Source organism: Salegentibacter lacus (genome assembly GCF_020164555.1).
Lineage (GTDB): Bacteria > Bacteroidota > Bacteroidia > Flavobacteriales > Flavobacteriaceae > Salegentibacter > Salegentibacter lacus.
This window is the reverse complement of sequence record NZ_JAIQZB010000018.1, coordinates 36618-53780: the sequence shown is the minus strand read 5'-3', so window position 1 is coordinate 53780 and position 17163 is coordinate 36618. Positions and strand designations below refer to the sequence as shown.

Genomic DNA, 17163 nt, shown 5'->3' with positions numbered 1-17163 from the left:
TATAGCAGCAGAGTTATTATGGCTAGAAATAATGATAAGAATACAGTAAAGAGATTTGATAAAATCTCTATCGGTTTGGCTTCCCCGGAATCTATCCTCGCAGAATCTCGTGGTGAAGTTCTAAAACCGGAAACTATCAATTATCGTACGCACAAACCCGAACGTGACGGTTTGTTTTGTGAGCGTATTTTTGGTCCTGTAAAGGATTACGAATGTGCCTGCGGTAAATATAAAAGAATACGTTACAAAGGAATTGTTTGTGACCGTTGTGGGGTAGAAGTAACCGAAAAACAAGTACGTAGAGACCGTGTTGGGCACATTAATTTGGTAGTTCCTGTAGCACATATCTGGTATTTCCGTTCCTTACCTAACAAAATTGGATACTTGCTTGGTCTTCCATCTAAGAAATTAGATATGATCATTTACTACGAGCGTTATGTAGTAATTCAGGCGGGTATTGCCAAAAACGAAGAAGGAGAACCAATTAAGAAAATGGATTTCCTTACTGAAGAAGAATATCTAAACGTTTTAGATAGTCTTCCGCAGGAAAATATGTATTTAGAAGACAGCGACCCAAATAAGTTTATCGCTAAAATGGGTGCCGAATGTCTTATTGAAATATTAAGAAGAATAGATCTTAACGAACTTTCTTACGAGTTAAGACACAAAGCAAATAACGAAACTTCAAAACAGCGTAAAACTGAAGCCCTTAAACGACTTCAGGTTGTAGAAGCTTTCCGTGATGCTAATAACAATCGCGAAAATCTTCCAGAATGGATGATTATGAAAGTGGTTCCTGTAATTCCACCAGAATTACGACCGCTTGTACCTCTTGATGGTGGGCGTTTTGCGACTTCAGATTTAAATGATCTTTACAGAAGGGTTATTATTCGTAACAACCGTCTAAAAAGATTAATGGAGATCAAAGCACCTGAAGTGATTCTACGTAATGAAAAACGTATGCTTCAGGAATCAGTAGATTCATTGTTCGATAACACAAGAAAATCTTCAGCGGTAAAAACTGACTCTAACCGTCCGTTAAAATCGCTTTCAGATTCTCTTAAAGGTAAGCAGGGACGTTTCCGTCAAAACTTACTTGGTAAACGTGTAGATTATTCAGCACGTTCGGTAATTGTTGTGGGACCAGAATTGAAAATGCACGAATGTGGTCTTCCAAAGAATATGGCAGCTGAGCTTTACAAGCCTTTCGTAATTAGAAAACTAATTGAAAGAGGAATTGTAAAAACAGTAAAATCTGCCAAAAAAATAATAGATAAAAAAGAGCCGGTAGTTTGGGATATCCTTGAGAATGTTCTTAAAGGACACCCTGTATTGCTTAACCGTGCTCCTACGCTTCACCGTTTAGGTATCCAGGCATTCCAGCCAAAACTTATTGAAGGTAAAGCGATACAATTACACCCATTAGCGTGTACGGCATTTAACGCTGACTTTGATGGTGACCAGATGGCGGTTCACTTACCGTTAGGGCCAGAGGCTATTTTAGAAGCTCAGCTATTAATGCTTGCTTCTCATAATATCCTTAACCCTGCAAATGGTTCGCCAATTACAGTACCGTCTCAGGATATGATTCTTGGTCTTTATTATATGACCAAGTCTAGAAAATCTACAGACGAGGTTAAGGTTAAGGGAGAAGGACTTACTTTCTATTCTGATGAAGAAGTGGTAATCGCTTATAACCAGAAGAGAGTAGACCTTAATGCCGAAATCAAGATTCGCGCTAAAGATTTTAATGAAGTAGGTGAATTAACTTACCAAATTATAGAAACTACAGTTGGTAGAGTATTATTTAACCAGGCTGTACCAGAAGAAGTTGGATATGTGAATACAGTTTTAACCAAGAAAAACCTTAGGGATATTATTGGTGATGTATTGGCTAAAACCAGTGTTCCTGCTACAGGTGAATTCCTTGATGCTATTAAGGAAATGGGTTATGGATACGCTTTCCGTGGTGGACTTTCCTTCAGTTTAGGTGATATTATTATCCCTGAAGAGAAGCAATCTATGATTGATGAAGCTAACGAACAGGTTGAAGGTATTGTAGGAAACTATAATATGGGACTTATTACTAACAACGAGCGTTACAACCAGGTAATTGATATCTGGACATCTACCAATGCCGGTCTAACCGAATTGGCTATGAAACGTATTCGTGAAGATAAGCAAGGTTTCAACTCTGTGTTTATGATGCTGGATTCTGGTGCTCGTGGATCTAAAGAGCAGATTCGTCAGTTAACCGGTATGCGTGGTCTTATGGCCAAGCCTAAAAAATCTAACTCAGGTGGAGGTGAAATTATTGAAAACCCAATTCTTTCCAACTTTAAGGAAGGGCTTTCAATTCTTGAATACTTTATTTCTACTCACGGTGCACGTAAAGGACTTGCCGATACTGCACTTAAAACTGCCGATGCAGGTTACTTAACCCGTAGATTGGTAGATGTTTCGCAAGATGTTATTGTAAATCAAGAAGACTGCGGAACTTTAAGAGGGGTAGAAGTTAAACCACTTAAAAAGAACGAAGAAATTGTAGAATCTCTTGGAGAACGTATTTTAGGACGTATTTCTCTTCACGATGTTATTAATCCTTCAAATAATGAAGTTTTAGTAGGTGCAGATGAAGAAATCACTTCAGAAATAGTTACTAAGATTGAAAATGCTCCAATTGAAAGTGTAGAGGTAAGATCTCCACTAACTTGTGAAGCTAAAAAAGGAATTTGTGTAAAATGTTACGGAAGAAACCTTTCTACTAATAAACTGGTACAAAGAGGAGAAGCTGTAGGTGTTGTTGCCGCGCAATCTATTGGAGAGCCGGGTACACAGTTAACACTACGTACATTCCACGTTGGAGGTATTGCAGGTAACATTTCAGAAGATAATAAACTTGAGGCTAAATTTGACGGTATTGCCGAAATTGAAGACCTTAAAGTTGTAAAAGGAGAAGCTCCTGATGGTAGCCAGTCAGATATCGTGATTTCACGAACTGCCGAGCTTAAAATTAAGGATAAGAAAACCGGAGTGTTATTGAGTAACAATAATATTCCTTATGGTTCTCAGATCTTCATCGATAACGGTGCTAAAGTTACTAAAGGTGATGTAATTTGCCAGTGGGACCCTTATAACGGGGTGATTATTTCAGAATTTGCCGGTAAGATCAAGTACGAAAATATTGAACAGGGTGTAACTTACCAGGTAGAAATAGATGAGCAAACAGGATTCCAGGAAAAAGTAATTTCAGAATCTCGTAATAAAAAGCTTATCCCAACCTTACATATTTTAGGTAAAAAGGATGAAGTAATTCGTTCTTATAACCTTCCGGTTGGTGCCCACCTTATGGTAGACAATGAAGAAAAGATCAAGGTTGGTAAGATTTTGGTTAAGATTCCACGTAAATCTTCTAAAGCAGGAGATATTACTGGTGGTCTTCCAAGGGTAACCGAGTTGTTTGAAGCTCGTAACCCATCTAACCCAGCTGTTGTAAGTGAGATTGATGGTGTTGTTTCCTTCGGAAAGATCAAAAGAGGTAACCGCGAGATTATCGTAGAGTCTAAATTAGGAGAGGTTAAGAAATACTTAGTGAAGTTATCTAACCAGATCCTTGTTCAGGAAAACGATTATGTTCGTGCCGGGATGCCACTTTCTGATGGATCTGTTACTCCGGAAGATATTCTTAATATCAAAGGACCAAACGCGGTACAACAGTATCTTGTGAACGAAGTACAGGAAGTTTACCGACTACAGGGTGTGAAGATTAATGATAAGCACTTTGAAGTTGTTGTAAGACAAATGATGCGTAAAGTTAGAATTCAGGATCCGGGAGATACTATTTTCCTTGAAAACCAGCTTGTTCATAAATCAGATTTCATCGAGGAGAACGATAAAGTCTTCGGAATGAAAGTGGTTGAGGATGCAGGTGAATCTGAAAACTTAAAACCAGGTCAAATCGTTTCACCAAGAGAACTTAGAGATGAGAACTCATTGTTAAGACGTGAAGATAAAAACCTTGCAACTGCAAGAGACGTAACCGCCGCAACCGCTACACCGGTTCTTCAGGGTATTACTCGAGCATCGCTACAAACAAAATCGTTTATTTCTGCGGCTTCCTTCCAGGAAACTACCAAAGTATTGAACGAGGCTGCCGTAAGCGGTAAGATCGATAAGCTCGAAGGATTGAAGGAAAATGTAATTGTAGGGCATAGAATTCCTGCAGGTACAGGTATGCGTGAGTACGATAGCATTATCGTTGGTTCTAAAGAGGAATTCGACGAAAGAATGGAGCACAAGCAAGAAGTTAATTATAACTAATGCCTATAGAAAGAGCCGCAAACGCGGCTCTTTTCTTTTTATAAAATGAGGAATCCCGATCTAAAGTCGGGATTTTTTGTACTTTTATATTGCGCGATAAATAGAGCGTTCCGAAGATTGCTTCGGAATCTTTTAAATAAAATTCGATTATATTATGAGTGAAGAAAAAAAGAAACCTAAAAAAGGTCAAATAAACATAGAACTTGATGAAGCTGTAGCTGAAGGAACGTATTCCAACCTGGCTATTATTAATCATTCGGTTTCAGAATTTGTGGTAGATTTTGTAAACATTATGCCTGGGAGACCTAAAAGTAAAGTGAAATCGAGAATTATATTAACTCCACAACACGCCAAAAGATTATTAAAAGCTTTAAACGATAATATTCAACGTTTTGAAAAAGCCCACGGCGAAATTAGGGATTACGAAAAAGCACCAATGCCTTTAAACTTTGGTCCAACCGGCCAGGCTTAATTCCGCCTAAAAATATATTTTAAAAGCCCACAGAGTTATAAATTCTGTGGGTTTTTTTATGGGTGTTAAAACAACGGAAATAATTTTAGTAAATATTACCTAACTTAGAAGTGTAGTAACTTAGAGATTTTCAGCTAAAATAACCAGACAATGGCAAAAAATGCTTCGAATTCCGAACCAAAAAAACGCATAGCGGCAATAGATCTTGGTACCAATTCCTTTCACGCCGTATTGGTAGATATATATCCCGATGGCAGTTTCCGCACGGTGAATAAATTAAAAGAGATGGTTATTCTCGCCGAAAAGGGACTGGAAGATAAATTAAGCCGGGAGGCTATGGATCGCGGATTGGAAGCACTTAAGCGGATAAAATTTTTATGCGATAGTCATAATGTTGAAAATATTCTCGCTTTTGCCACCAGTGCTATCCGGGAGGCCAAAAATGGAGGTGATTTTATTAAAGAAGTGGGAGAAAATGTTGGGATAAGGGTGCGGGCCATTTCAGGAAAAATGGAAGCTGAAATGATTGGACTGGCCATAAGGCATAGTATTGTTTTAGAAAAAGAAATGGTGCTTATGGCCGATATTGGTGGCGGTAGCGTTGAATTTATCATTGGTAACGAAAAAGAATTCATCTACTATAATAGTTTAAAATTGGGTGTTGCGAGGATGGCTGCTGCATTTGTAGATTCAGATCCTATAGAAGAAAAAGACGTAAAAGAGCTGCAGAAGCATTTTACAAAAGAACTAGCAGAAGTGTTGAAGCTGGCCAAAAAGCATAAGGTAAAGACTATTGTTGGTTCTTCGGGAACTATGGAGAATATTGGCGAAATGGTAGCCAATAGAAATTCTATTACTGCCAAAAGAAGCCTTAACGAACTAGAATTTAGTGCAGAAGATTTTAAAGATTTATATAAAGATTTTATTAAGCTGAATAAGAAGGGGCGTCTTAAGGAAAAAGGGCTGGAAGAGAAAAGGGTTGATATTATAAACCCAGGAATGGTTTTAGTGAAATTCCTTGTAGATAAATTTAAGATTGAAAACATTAAAATTTCAGAAGGTGCGCTAAGAGAAGGAATGATCCTGAATTATATCAATAATCAAAAAGAGCAACTCAATCTGGATCTTGTAGCTAATTTCACAGATCCGCGTCGCAGAAGTATTTATGAATTGCTAAGAAAATGCAATTGGCTAGAGAAGCATTCTAAACACGTCTCAAACTTTGCTTTGCAGCTTTTTGATGAATTTAAAGAAGAATTAAAATTAAAGGAATCAGACAGGGAGTTGCTGGAATATGCCAGTTTAATGCATGATATAGGTTATTATATCTCTTATAGAAAGCATCATAAACACGCTTTGTACCTTATTCGGTACTCAGATTTACTTGGGTTTAAAGAAGATGAAATAAATATTATGGCGAATGTAGCCAGGTATCATAGAAAATCCACACCTCATAAACGTCACGAGCATTACAAGCAGCTGAATAAAAAAACACGAAAGAGGGTAAAAAAACTTTCCGCGTTATTAAGGGTTGCCGATGGCCTGGATAGAAGCCATTATCAAAATGTAGAAAAACTGGAAATCAACAATAAGAAGAACAAAATTCAACTAATAATTACCACGCATAGTGATCCTGAACTTGAAATATGGGGAACATTAAGAAAAGGTGAATTATTGGAAAAATTAACCGATAAGAAACTTGAAGTTTTTCATGTTGTTGAAAATGAAGAAAAGTAATTCAGTATAGTAAAAGCTAATCTTTGTATTTCTTGAAATAAATTCGTGCAGCTTTCATTACTCGGGGAGCAAGAATTAGCGTAGAGATCATTGTTGGAATGGCCATTAAAGCAAAGAAACCATCAATAAGATTAATCATCATACTCAAAGAAGTTGTAGCCCCTAACAAGATGCTGATTATATAAAAGTAGTTGTAATAATGTTTATTTTCTGCGCCGGCCAGGTAGGAAAGACATTTTGTTCCGTAGTAAGAGAATGAGAACAAAGAGGAAATACTAAACGCCGCAATACAGAGTAACAAAAGATAATCTCCAACATAGGGAATAGAATCTTCAAAAGCTGCAGCGGTTAGACTTACTCCATTTACATCTGAAGTTTGCCAAATTCCCGTTACCAGGATACAAAGCGCAGTAAGGGTACAAACAACCAAAGTGTCTATGGCTGGCCCTAACATCGCTACGAGTCCTTCCCTAACAGGTTCTGATGTTTTACTGGCCCCGTGAGCCATTGTAGCGGTTCCTATGCCCGCTTCGTTAGAAAAAGCACCTCGTCTTACTCCAAGAATAATCAAGCCGCCAAGCACGCCACCAAGCATTGGTTCGCCTTTATAGTTTTCGGCAGCAAAAGCATCGGTGAAAATCGTTGAAAAGTAATAAGGCACAACATCGTAATTAACGATCAAAATAATAAGTACCGAAACAAAATAAAGAGCTACCATAGCCGGAACTAATTTGGAAACAGTTTTACTTATTCGTTGTAATCCTCCAAGAATTACTACCGAAGTAAGAATGACTAAAATAATCCCGATAATTAGGTTTGTACCGAAACCGGTAGGAATATTATTCGGTTCTAAAAGAATGAAATTAATAGCCTGTGTAAGTTGATTCACATTAAAAACCGGTAATGCTCCAATAAGCCCCGCGACACTAAAAAAGATGGCCATAAATTTCCATTTTTTGCCCAGACCTTCTTCAATAAAATACATGACACCACCCTGTATATTTCCCTGGGTATCTTTGCCCCGGTACATTACGGCAAGGGTATTGGTGAAAAATTTAGTGGCCATACCAACCACAGCGCTAACCCAAAGCCAGAAAATCGCTCCGGGACCGCCCAAAGCAATAGCTACGGCTACGCCTGCGATATTTCCCATTCCCACGGTGGAGGATAGGGCAGTAGAAAGCGATTGAAAATGGTTTATTTCCCCGGGATCGTTGGGGTTATTATATTTTCCACGTAAAAGATCCAGGGAATGACCTAAATATCGAAATGGAAGGAAATTAGATAAAATAAGCAGGTAAAATCCGCCGCCAATTAATAAAATAACCAAAGGAAGTCCCCAAACCGCCGAGGCGAACTGGGCAACAAATTCATCTAATTCATTCATAAAACCTCAATTATGCTGAAAATATATGAAAATAAGTCCTATTAAACACAGCGTGCTTATAGGTTTCTTTTAATCCAGGCATTACTGGTTTAGAATCAGCAACTTAAAATTCTGAAGTAAAATGGAATTTAATGGAACGATATTTATCCTGGGTCATTTGCAATGAGAATTGCGAATCTGCCAAAAATACCAATTGTCCCTTTTTATCCTTCGCCAGGTACTTCGATTTTAATCGTTTAAAATCTTTAAATTCCTCGCTTTTTTCATCTTCGGCTTCTACCCAGGTAGCTTTGTAAACATTTAAGTTTTCGTAAGTACATTTAGCACCATATTCGTGCTCCAACCTGTATTGAATAACTTCAAATTGAAGCGCACCTACGGTTCCAATAATTTTCCTTCCGTTTAATTCCAGGGTAAAAAGCTGCGCCACACCTTCATCCATCAGCTGGTCAACTCCTTTGGCGAGTTGTTTCGATTTCATTGGGTCGGCGTTATTGATATATCTAAAATGTTCCGGTGAAAAACTTGGAATTCCACGGTAATTTAAATTTTCACCTTCGGTAAGTGTATCACCAATTTTAAAATTCCCGGTATCGTGCAGTCCTACGATATCACCGGGATAAGAAACATCTACAATTTCTTTCTTTTCGGCAAAAAAGGCATTAGGACTCGAAAACTTCAGATTTTTATTGTGCCTTACGTGAAGATAGGCTTTGTTTCGCTCGAATTTTCCTGAAACGATTTTTATAAATGCCAGCCTGTCTCGGTGTTTAGGATCCATATTGGCGTGGATCTTAAAAACGAAGCCGGTAAATTTATCTTCATCTGGTTTTACTAATCGCTCTTCACTTTGCTTGGGCCTGGGAGTAGGTGCAATATTTATAAAGCAGTCCAACAATTCCCGAACCCCAAAGTTGTTTAAGGCCGAACCAAAAAATACAGGCTGTAAGCGTCCTTCGAGATAAGCTTGCTTGTCAAATTCAGGATAAACGCCCTGGGCGAGTTCCAGTTCTTCTCTTAAATTATCGGCAGATTTGCTTCCAATAAGTTCATCTAACTCATCAGAAGTTAAATCAGAAATTTTTATGGTATCTTCAATATCTTTCTTAGGATCGCCGGTAAACAGGTTTACATTCTTTTCCCAAATATTGTAAATTCCTTTAAAATCGTAGCCCATCCCAATGGGGTAACTTAAAGGTGTCACTGTAAGATTTAGTTTTTGTTCAATTTCATCAAGTAATTCAAATGCATCTTTCCCTTCCCGGTCCATTTTATTGATAAAAACGATCATCGGGATGTTTCGCATCCTACAAACCTCTACCAGTTTTTCGGTTTGTTCCTCTACACCTTTAGCAACATCTATTACCACAATTACACTATCTACGGCAGTCAAAGTTCGAAAAGTATCTTCAGCAAAATCCTTGTGACCCGGAGTATCCAGGATGTTGATCTTTATATCTTTATACTCAAAAGCTAACACCGAAGTTGCTACCGAAATCCCTCTTTGGCGTTCAATCTCCATAAAGTCACTGGTTGCACCCTTTTTGATCTTGTTGGATTTTACCGCCCCGGCTTCCTGAATAGCGCCACCAAAAAGCAGCAATTTCTCGGTAAGTGTGGTTTTACCAGCATCGGGGTGAGAAATAATCCCAAAAGTTCTTCTTCGCTTTAGCTCTTTCTGAAAACTCTTCATCTATAAAAATATTAACGAGGGCATTAATTTATACTTATTCTATTGCAAAACCCTCTTTGGTAAATGTCAATTACTGGTTTTTATACCAGATAATTCAGCGCTGCAAAAGTACTATTATTTTGAGGAAAATTAAGGATAATTCCAAAGCTCGTTTCCTGAAGAGGCTTCTGGCTTTTAGCAAAAATCTGTTAAAAACTTCAAGCTGTGAAAACATTCAGTAATTTTACAATTATGGGGCAGTTTTTTATAAGATTAATAGTTTTTTTTAGTTTGCTATTTACCGGTTTTAACTGTTTTGGACAGTCAAATGAACAGATAATAGCTCCCGGCGCTTATGTAATTAATATGGGTTCGAATCCACAAACTGTAGAAAATACTTTGCGGGCTTATGGGTTGATCTATGATTTGTTGAAAAATGAAAAAATTGAAGTTAGATGGATAATCAATCCAAAGAAAGTTAAGGACGGGATAGATTTCACTTATAAAGAGACAGCTTTTAGAGGAAGTGCTTTTATTATTCCGGTTTCCTATTTAACTGAAGAAATAAAGAAATTAATTGCCTTGTGGGTGGAAAAGGGAGTGGTGGGGATATATTTAGAGGAATCTATTAGTGTCCCGGTTTTTACCAACTTATCGGTACCGCCACGTTGGACTTTAGATCGGGAAAATGGTTATATCGCATTGCCATTTTTTAAAGCTGCAGCAATTCCTGCAGAAGCTTATGGAGGCGATAGTAGTAAAAACTGGAAATCTCCCGAAGACCTTGGAGTTTGTGATGATATTTTTGTAATGCCCCACGCCGATCCCAGTTTTAAAACCCATAAAAACCTTTATCGATGGAATAAAAAATACAAGGGCGCTATTTGGGCTGGTTGTCATGCAGTGAGTAAACTGGAAAACCTTACGGGAAATATTAAAGTTCAGGATGAGAATAGTACAGAGTTTGTTCAGCTAAATTTTTTAAGTTCTGGATTTCCGGGAGCGCAGAGTGCGGGATTAATTCACTATAATGATCATCGGCACGGCACACCGCCTTATCAAAATCTACTACCGGCAGATCCTGTTGCGCAATATCTTGGCAGTTCCGATAATGCACATTTAAATGGTTCTGAAAGAATTTTTCTTCCGAAGAAGATAAACCGATGGAGAAAAGAAACAAAAAAAATTGTAATAGATCAGGATGCACCAGATATTCCTGAAATTTCTCAAGATACTGCTGTTGTTACCGCTTACGGCCACGCTTATGGAAACCCGGAAAACGGATTGGTGATGTACCAGGCGGGACATAATATTTATGGGAAGGATGCTTCAAATATAGCAGCCTTGCGAGCTTTTTTTAACTGGAGTTTTTATGCAACCGAAATTAAACGAAGAAAGAATGTGTTAGAATTTGGAAACCTGGAGGGTCGCCCTGCGCTTGATGCAAAAGTTGGCGATGAACTTACGGGTGTGCTAAGTTTAAAACCAATTCATTTTGATCTCGATAGAGCTGAAATTAGAGTGGGAGATAGACCGGCACTGGATAGTATTGCCACTTTTATGAAAACTCATCCGGCATTATTACTCGACATAAGATCGCACACCGATAGCCGGGCAAATGATGATTATAACCTGGAACTTTCAGAACGAAGGGTTAAGGCAACGATTCAATATTTAACAGAAGAAGGAATTTCAGGCTCACGCATTACCGGAAGAGGTTATGGTGAAACGGAACTTATAAATAATTGTGGGAATAATAATAGTAAATGCTCTGAACCAGATCATGAAAAAAACAGGCGATCGGAATTTATTCTGGCTATAGATTGTGATATTTATGCAAAAAATGAATTGTAAAGGTTTTCTTTCTCAAATAATCCAACATAATTTTAGGAAATGTAGACTTGTAAAACCCCCGCTTCATTTCGTACATTTGGCACTCAAAGAAAAAAATGGGAACAGATAAGGTAATATTAGTAAACGAAAACGACGAGCAAATTGGCGTGATGGAGAAGATAGAGGCTCACGAAAAAGCCTTGTTACACCGTGCTTTTTCAGTCTTTGTTTTTAATGAGAAGGAGGAATTAATGATCCAGCAGCGCGCACACTCTAAATACCATTCCCCGGGATTGTGGACCAACACTTGTTGCAGCCATCAACGGGAAGGGGAGAGTAATGTTGCCGCGGGAAAAAGAAGACTTCAGGAAGAAATGGGCTTTAGTACAGACTTAAAAGAAATTATGTCTTTTATTTATAAAGCACCTTTTGATAACGGACTCACTGAACACGAATTCGATTATATTATGATTGGGAATTATGAAAATGACCCCAAACCTAATCCAGATGAAGTGGCTAATTGGAAATGGATGAGCCTGGATGCCATAAAATCTGATATGGAAGTGAATCCGGGAGTTTATACCGAATGGTTCAAGATTATTTTTGATAAATATTATTCAAGTATTCAAAAATGAGGTTAAGCGTACATAGAAAAGCTCATTTTAATGCGGCGCATCGTCTGTATCGCAAAGACTGGAGCGATGAGAAGAATCTGCAGGTTTTTGGAAAATGCAGCAACCCACATTATCACGGTCATAATTATGACCTAATAGTAAAGGTTACCGGAGAGATAGATCCTGAAACAGGTTTTGTTATGGATTTAAAACGACTTAAAGATCTTATTTACGATGAAGTAGAAGTACCTTTTGACCATAAGAACTTAAATGAAGAGGTAGCTCCTTTTGACGAACTTAATCCTACGGCTGAAAATATCGCGGTTGTGATTTGGAATAAAATCAGGGAGAAATTAAAACCTGAGCTCGATTTGGAGATCACTTTATATGAAACTCCAAGAAATTATGTAACCTATAAAGGAGAATAGATGGCACTTAAAATTGGCGATAAATTACCAAGATTAACTTTAAAGGATCAGGAAGGAGAGAACTTTCATTTTTCGAGACTGGAAGATAAGGCCCTGGTTATATTTTTCTATCCAAAAGATTTTACTCCGGGCTGTACTAAAGAAGCTTGTAGTTTCCGTGATCATTATGAAGAATTCCAGGATTTGGGTGCTGAGGTAATTGGGATAAGTACCGATAATGAAAACTCTCATAAAAAGTTTGCTACCAAACACAAACTTCCTTTTGTGCTACTTTCAGATAAAGAGAAACGAGCGCGTAAAGCTTTTGGGGTAAAACCTGGTTTGCTCGGCTTATTACCCGGAAGAGAAACTTTTGTTTTTGATAAGGATAAAAAATTGATCCACAGATTTAATAGTATGGGAGCTTCGCAGCATATTCCTGAAGCACTTAATTCGCTTAAGGAAATTCAGGAAAAATAATTTCAGCATTGCTGTAATTTGTATTAAAAAATACTCTAAATTCGCAGCCGAAATTTAAGTGATATGGCAAGTAAGAGATTATTAAAAAGAGATGTGAATTACGTAATGGGAGACATTATTGATGCAGCATACATACACCAAATGGCTAACCCTGAAGACGCATCTAAAACTGAAGCGATCGTAGACGAAGCCATTTCAGAATTTGATGAATTGATCACTAAGATCAATCAAAAAGATGTAGAAAATAAAAAGCAACATTTTAAAGCGATAGAAAAAGAGCTGGAGGCAAAAGCTGAAGCCCTAATCGTGAAGATAAACGCTTTATAGAGATTACTGGCCGATGTAGCTCAGCTGGCTAGAGCAGCTGATTTGTAATCAGCAGGTCGTGGGTTCGAGTCCCTCCATCGGCTCAAAAAGTCCCTTCAGAAATGAAGGGACTTTTTTATTCTAGGAGGGTAAATAACCCCGAGGCTCGCCTCGTCAGTATATGTTGTAAAGTTTGAAAACGTGTTCTACTAAAATGCATTGTGGGCTTGCCTAGATGAAATTTACTTTTCGATACTTCTTATGAATCTGAAGTAGAAGTTTTGTACTCAACTTTTTTATGCTCGGTTCTAACTTTTTGAACACTTCTGTTTAACAGCAAACTAATAATTAATGCAACGACAATTAAGACAGTAAATACATAGAAAACGGGAATATAACTTCCGGTTCGTGTATAGATTTGCGAAACCAGTGTTGGGCCAATAAGTCCGCCCAGAGACCAGGTAGTTAATAGATACCCGTGAATTGCTCCAAGTTCTTTTGTTCCAAAAAGATCGCCAATAAAGGCAGGAAGGTTAGAAAACCCGCCGCCGTAACAGCTTACAACAAGGAATATAAAGATTTGAAAAATAATAGCACTGGTAATAATTGGCAAAGTGATAAAAGCTACGAGTTGAATTATGAAGAAGATAATAAATACTTTTGGGCGCGAAATATAATCTGAAGCCGCAGCCCAACCTAATCTTCCGCCTCCGTTGAATATTCCCATTAAGCCTACCATGGTAGCGGCCGCACCGGCTGATAAACCAACGATATTTTGAGCCATTGGGGAAGCTACAGAGATCATCATAATTCCTGCGCTTGTATTTATGAGCATCATTGTCCAGAGCATCCAGAAATGCTTAGTTTTAACGGCTTCACCAGATGTAGCCTGGGATAAATCTCTTTTTATTTTCTTTGTACCGGCTTTTACTGCTGCTTCCATTCCTGCTGGCATCCAATTTCTTGGTGGTGGTGCGATATAGGAAGCGCCAAGCATCATTAAAATAAAATAGGAGGCGCCTAAAATATAGAAAGTTGTACTAATACCTATTGATTCTATTAAACTTGCCGCAACAGGAGCCGTGACTAAAGCACCTGTACCAAATCCCAAAACAGCCATTCCTGTTGCTAAACCTCTTTTGTCTGGAAACCATTTTACCAAGGTTGAAACCGGGGCTATATAGCCAATTCCCAGTCCGAGCCCACTTAGTAGGCCGTAAGAAAGTAAGAACCCTGTTAAGGAATCCATTGAAATAGCGAATCCAGAACCTGCCTGGCCTAAACCAAATAAAACTGCCGCCAGCATAGCCGATTTTTTTGGCCCACTCCTCTCTACAAATTTTCCGAATAATGCTGCAGAACCACCACCTAAAACCATCATTATGGTAAATGCTGTGGTAACTGAAGCCATAGACCAGCCTTTCGTTTCAACAAGAGGTTGAATGTAAACACTATAGGCATACGCAGCACCTATAGAAATATGAATAAAAACTGCCGATGCTGCTATAAGCCATCGGTTTTTGTTTGGAGCGCTCATTTATAAAGAATTTTGCAAGGTTGTAATACTATTAAATTGAATAGGACAACAAGTATAAGTTTTTATTGCGGAAATATAAATGAAATGCTTCCACTATTATAAATGAGATAATAAAAAAAGCCCGAAATTTTACTTTCGGGCTCTCAGATTGTTCGATTATGATGCTTAATTAACTTATTTCTTCTTCATTTTCATCAGTTTCTACGGGCTCAACATTTTCGCTTGCTTCTTTTTCGTTCCTTCTTTCTTTAAGGAAATCCTTCAGCTCTTTTCCGTACATCGATTTTTTTACCTTAGGCTCCAAAGAATTATAGATGGTGTCTAAATACTTGATGTTGGCATCAAAAACTTCAGAAAGAGCCAGGTAAGGTGCTACTTCCAGGTCTTTATTGTTAATCGCGAAATTAACGGTGTACAGGTATTTTCTTTTAAGCAAGCTTTCATATTGCTTATTCACTTCTATCAGCTTTTCCTCATTTTCGTCACGTTGTGCTTCAAAATTTTGCTGAATAAGTTCCAGGTTTTTATCATTGAAGCGTTGCATCATGTTGCGATATTCTTGCAGCTTTTCCTGGTTTCTGGCACCGGTTATTTCTGCATCGGTAACAAAATTCTCTAAAGTTGTCGTGATATTTACTTCTCCTTCTTCAGCAAAAAAGTCTATACGATCATCGTATTGAGAGTTATCAACTTTTTTAAGATAGAGGTACATTACCTGCGGACTTTCAATAAAAGCCTCCAGACTAATATTCGCATTGCCATTAACTACTACTGAATCCAGATCTACCATAAGGGTGTCTTCAATCTTTTGAAGATAAACGGTTCCTTTTTTAAGACCGTCAATATTGGCGTTTACTATTAAGTTGCTTTCTTTATTGTTACAAGAACTAAGGGCGATAATAGCCATTAAAAGAATGCTAAATTTTTTCATTTGTTTATAATTTTCTCTAGTGGTGGGAATTTATCACAAGCCAATAATTCTTCCTGTGTAGTCCCTTTTTTAGTATCCAGCATCATGCTGGTTTCAGGTTTCGATTTAGGCGGCAAATATCTTATATTTTTCTATTTTAAACTAACTCCCGGCCGCGATTTGCATTAAAATAGTAGTAAGAATTGCGCCGTAGGTTCCAACTACATATCCAAAAACGGCAAGCAATACTCCCACGGTTGCCAGGGAAGGATGAAAAGCTGCTGCTACCACAGGCGCTGAAGCCGCACCCCCAACATTGGCCTGACTTCCCACAGCGAGAAAGAAGTAAGGTGCTTTAATAAGTTTTGCAGTGACAAAGAGAAAAATAACGTGAATAGACATCCATATAAGTCCGATACCAATTAATCCCGGGTTATCGAAAACCATCCCGAGATCCATTTTCATACCTATGGTCGCTACAAGAATATAAATGAAGATACTGCCCAATTTACTGGCCCCCGCACCTTCGTAAGTTTTGAATCTGGTAAACGAAAGACCGATACCAATGGCGGTTGCTATGGTAATCATCCAAAAGAAGGATGAGGAAAAAGATGAAAGCGCACTTTTACTGTCATTAAAAATCTCAAAATTAGAAGAGAGATATACCGAAATTTCATCGGCTCCCCAGTGCGCAATACCTACGGTTACGAAAGCCAGGGCAAGCATAATCATATAATCGGGAAGACTGGGGTTTCTGGTTACGCTCGCCGCGTAATTAGAAACTTTATTTTTAAGTTCGGTAATTGCTGAATTATCTGCTTTTAGCCATTTATCAATTTTTTCGGTTTTGCCAATTCCCATTAATAATCCGGCCATAAGCAGGTTGGCTACCACAATATCTACCAGCACCATTCCACCGTATAATTCTGGGTTGTATTCATAGATTTCCAACATAGCAGCCTGGTTGGCTCCACCACCAATCCAACTACCGGCAATGGTAGAGAGACCACGCCAAATAGCATCTGGGCCAACGCCGCCAACGGTTTCGGGAGAAATGGCTGAAACTATAATTAAAGCTAAAGGACCTCCGACAATAATTCCTACAGTACCCGCGAAGAACATAATAAGTGCTTTAGGACCAAGATTAAAAATTGCTTTTAGATCTATACTTAAAGTCATTAATACCAGTGCAGCGGGTAATAAAAACCTGCTCGCTACAAAATAGAGTTGAGATGTACTATCGTCTATTAATCCAAGGGAATTGAAGATTGCCGGAATTAAATAACACATTAAAAGTGCCGGTACAATACCGTAGAATTTTTTCCAGAAGCCTTCTTCTTTAGAAGAAGTATAAAACACAAAGCCCAAAGCGAGCATTAAAAGGCCAAAAACTACAGCATCATTAGTGAAAACCGGTGTATCTTCCATAAAGAGATTTTATAAGCGGCGCCAAAATACAATTTTTATTAAACTCTTCTTATGGAATTA

General features: G+C 38.1%; 13 protein-coding genes and 1 tRNA gene. 9 read left to right on the top strand and 5 right to left on the bottom strand.

The genetic code is table 11. The features are described from left to right. Positions 1-18: 18 nt before the first annotated feature. From rpoC to LB465_RS14315, 3 genes are all read left to right on the top strand, one after another. Positions 19-4320: a DNA-directed RNA polymerase subunit beta' gene (gene rpoC / locus LB465_RS14325; RefSeq protein ID WP_224470581.1), complete on the top strand. Its 4302-nt coding sequence runs from the start codon at positions 19-21 to the stop codon at positions 4318-4320. A 154-nt stretch (positions 4321-4474) separates the two neighbouring features. Next, positions 4475-4792, top strand: coding sequence for a DUF3467 domain-containing protein (locus tag LB465_RS14320; protein WP_057482047.1), 318 nt, complete (start codon positions 4475-4477; stop codon positions 4790-4792). A 150-nt stretch (positions 4793-4942) separates the two neighbouring features. Continuing rightward, on the top strand, positions 4943-6529 hold the full coding sequence (locus LB465_RS14315; RefSeq protein ID WP_224470580.1) for a Ppx/GppA phosphatase family protein: 1587 nt from the start codon (positions 4943-4945) through the stop codon (positions 6527-6529). 16 nt (positions 6530-6545) lie between these two features. Here the strand turns inward: LB465_RS14315 and LB465_RS14310 are convergent, their stop codons facing one another. Both LB465_RS14310 and LB465_RS14305 read right to left on the bottom strand, forming a co-directional pair. Beyond that, positions 6546-7916 carry an alanine/glycine:cation symporter family protein gene (locus LB465_RS14310; RefSeq protein WP_224470578.1) on the bottom strand — a complete coding sequence of 457 codons (1371 nt, stop codon included), beginning with the start codon at positions 7914-7916 and terminating at the stop codon, positions 6546-6548. 103 nt (positions 7917-8019) lie between these two features. Then, positions 8020-9609, bottom strand: coding sequence for a peptide chain release factor 3 (locus tag LB465_RS14305; RefSeq protein ID WP_224470577.1), 1590 nt, complete (start codon positions 9607-9609; stop codon positions 8020-8022). A gap of 204 nt (positions 9610-9813) precedes the next feature. On the opposite strand from LB465_RS14305, the gene LB465_RS18425 reads away from it, so the two are divergent. The 6 genes from LB465_RS18425 (at position 9814) to LB465_RS14275 (ending at position 13332) form a co-directional block, all read left to right on the top strand. After that, positions 9814-11442: an OmpA family protein gene (locus LB465_RS18425; RefSeq protein ID WP_224470576.1), complete on the top strand. Its 1629-nt coding sequence runs from the start codon at positions 9814-9816 to the stop codon at positions 11440-11442. Positions 11443-11537: 95 nt separating this feature from the next. After that, entirely contained in the window at positions 11538-12056 is a 519-nt protein-coding gene (idi, locus tag LB465_RS14295; RefSeq protein WP_224470575.1) for an isopentenyl-diphosphate Delta-isomerase, read from the top strand. After that, a complete protein-coding gene (locus LB465_RS14290; RefSeq protein WP_224470572.1) occupies positions 12053-12463 on the top strand; it encodes a 6-pyruvoyl trahydropterin synthase family protein in 411 nt (136 codons plus the stop codon). The genes idi and LB465_RS14290 overlap by 4 nt, the downstream gene beginning before the upstream one ends. Further along, a complete protein-coding gene (locus LB465_RS14285) occupies positions 12464-12922 on the top strand; it encodes a peroxiredoxin (protein WP_224470571.1) in 459 nt (152 codons plus the stop codon). It begins immediately after the preceding gene. A 63-nt stretch (positions 12923-12985) separates the two neighbouring features. Beyond that, a complete protein-coding gene (locus LB465_RS14280; RefSeq protein ID WP_224470570.1) occupies positions 12986-13249 on the top strand; it encodes a hypothetical protein in 264 nt (87 codons plus the stop codon). Positions 13250-13258: 9 nt separating this feature from the next. Next, positions 13259-13332 (top strand) — tRNA-Thr (locus LB465_RS14275). A 155-nt stretch (positions 13333-13487) separates the two neighbouring features. Here the strand turns inward: LB465_RS14275 and LB465_RS14270 are convergent. The 3 genes from LB465_RS14270 to LB465_RS14260 form a co-directional block, all read right to left on the bottom strand. Then, complete coding sequence (locus LB465_RS14270) at positions 13488-14765, bottom strand: L-lactate MFS transporter (RefSeq protein ID WP_224470569.1); 1278 nt, start codon at positions 14763-14765, stop codon at positions 13488-13490. Positions 14766-14934: 169 nt separating this feature from the next. Continuing rightward, positions 14935-15696 (bottom strand): DUF4369 domain-containing protein, encoded by a 762-nt coding sequence (locus LB465_RS14265; protein ID WP_224470568.1) that lies wholly within the window; start codon positions 15694-15696, stop codon positions 14935-14937. Positions 15697-15837: 141 nt separating this feature from the next. After that, positions 15838-17103, bottom strand: coding sequence for a DUF819 family protein (locus LB465_RS14260; RefSeq protein ID WP_224470567.1), 1266 nt, complete (start codon positions 17101-17103; stop codon positions 15838-15840). Positions 17104-17163 lie beyond the last annotated feature (60 nt).

Bases quoted from the DNA above. Each gene is read 5' to 3' on its own strand.
- rpoC (WP_224470581.1), top strand. From the start codon at position 19: ATGGCTAGAAATAATGATAAGAATACAGTAAAGAGATTTGATAAAATC.
- LB465_RS14320 (WP_057482047.1), top strand. From the start codon at position 4,475: ATGAGTGAAGAAAAAAAGAAACCTAAAAAAGGTCAAATAAACATAGAA.
- LB465_RS14315 (WP_224470580.1), top strand. From the start codon at position 4,943: ATGGCAAAAAATGCTTCGAATTCCGAACCAAAAAAACGCATAGCGGCA.
- LB465_RS14310 (WP_224470578.1), bottom strand. From the start codon at position 7,916: ATGAATGAATTAGATGAATTTGTTGCCCAGTTCGCCTCGGCGGTTTGG.
- LB465_RS14305 (WP_224470577.1), bottom strand. From the start codon at position 9,609: ATGAAGAGTTTTCAGAAAGAGCTAAAGCGAAGAAGAACTTTTGGGATT.
- idi (WP_224470575.1), top strand. From the start codon at position 11,538: ATGGGAACAGATAAGGTAATATTAGTAAACGAAAACGACGAGCAAATT.
- LB465_RS14290 (WP_224470572.1), top strand. From the start codon at position 12,053: ATGAGGTTAAGCGTACATAGAAAAGCTCATTTTAATGCGGCGCATCGT.
- LB465_RS14285 (WP_224470571.1), top strand. From the start codon at position 12,464: ATGGCACTTAAAATTGGCGATAAATTACCAAGATTAACTTTAAAGGAT.
- LB465_RS14280 (WP_224470570.1), top strand. From the start codon at position 12,986: ATGGCAAGTAAGAGATTATTAAAAAGAGATGTGAATTACGTAATGGGA.
- LB465_RS14270 (WP_224470569.1), bottom strand. From the start codon at position 14,765: ATGAGCGCTCCAAACAAAAACCGATGGCTTATAGCAGCATCGGCAGTT.
- LB465_RS14265 (WP_224470568.1), bottom strand. From the start codon at position 15,696: ATGAAAAAATTTAGCATTCTTTTAATGGCTATTATCGCCCTTAGTTCT.
- LB465_RS14260 (WP_224470567.1), bottom strand. From the start codon at position 17,103: ATGGAAGATACACCGGTTTTCACTAATGATGCTGTAGTTTTTGGCCTT.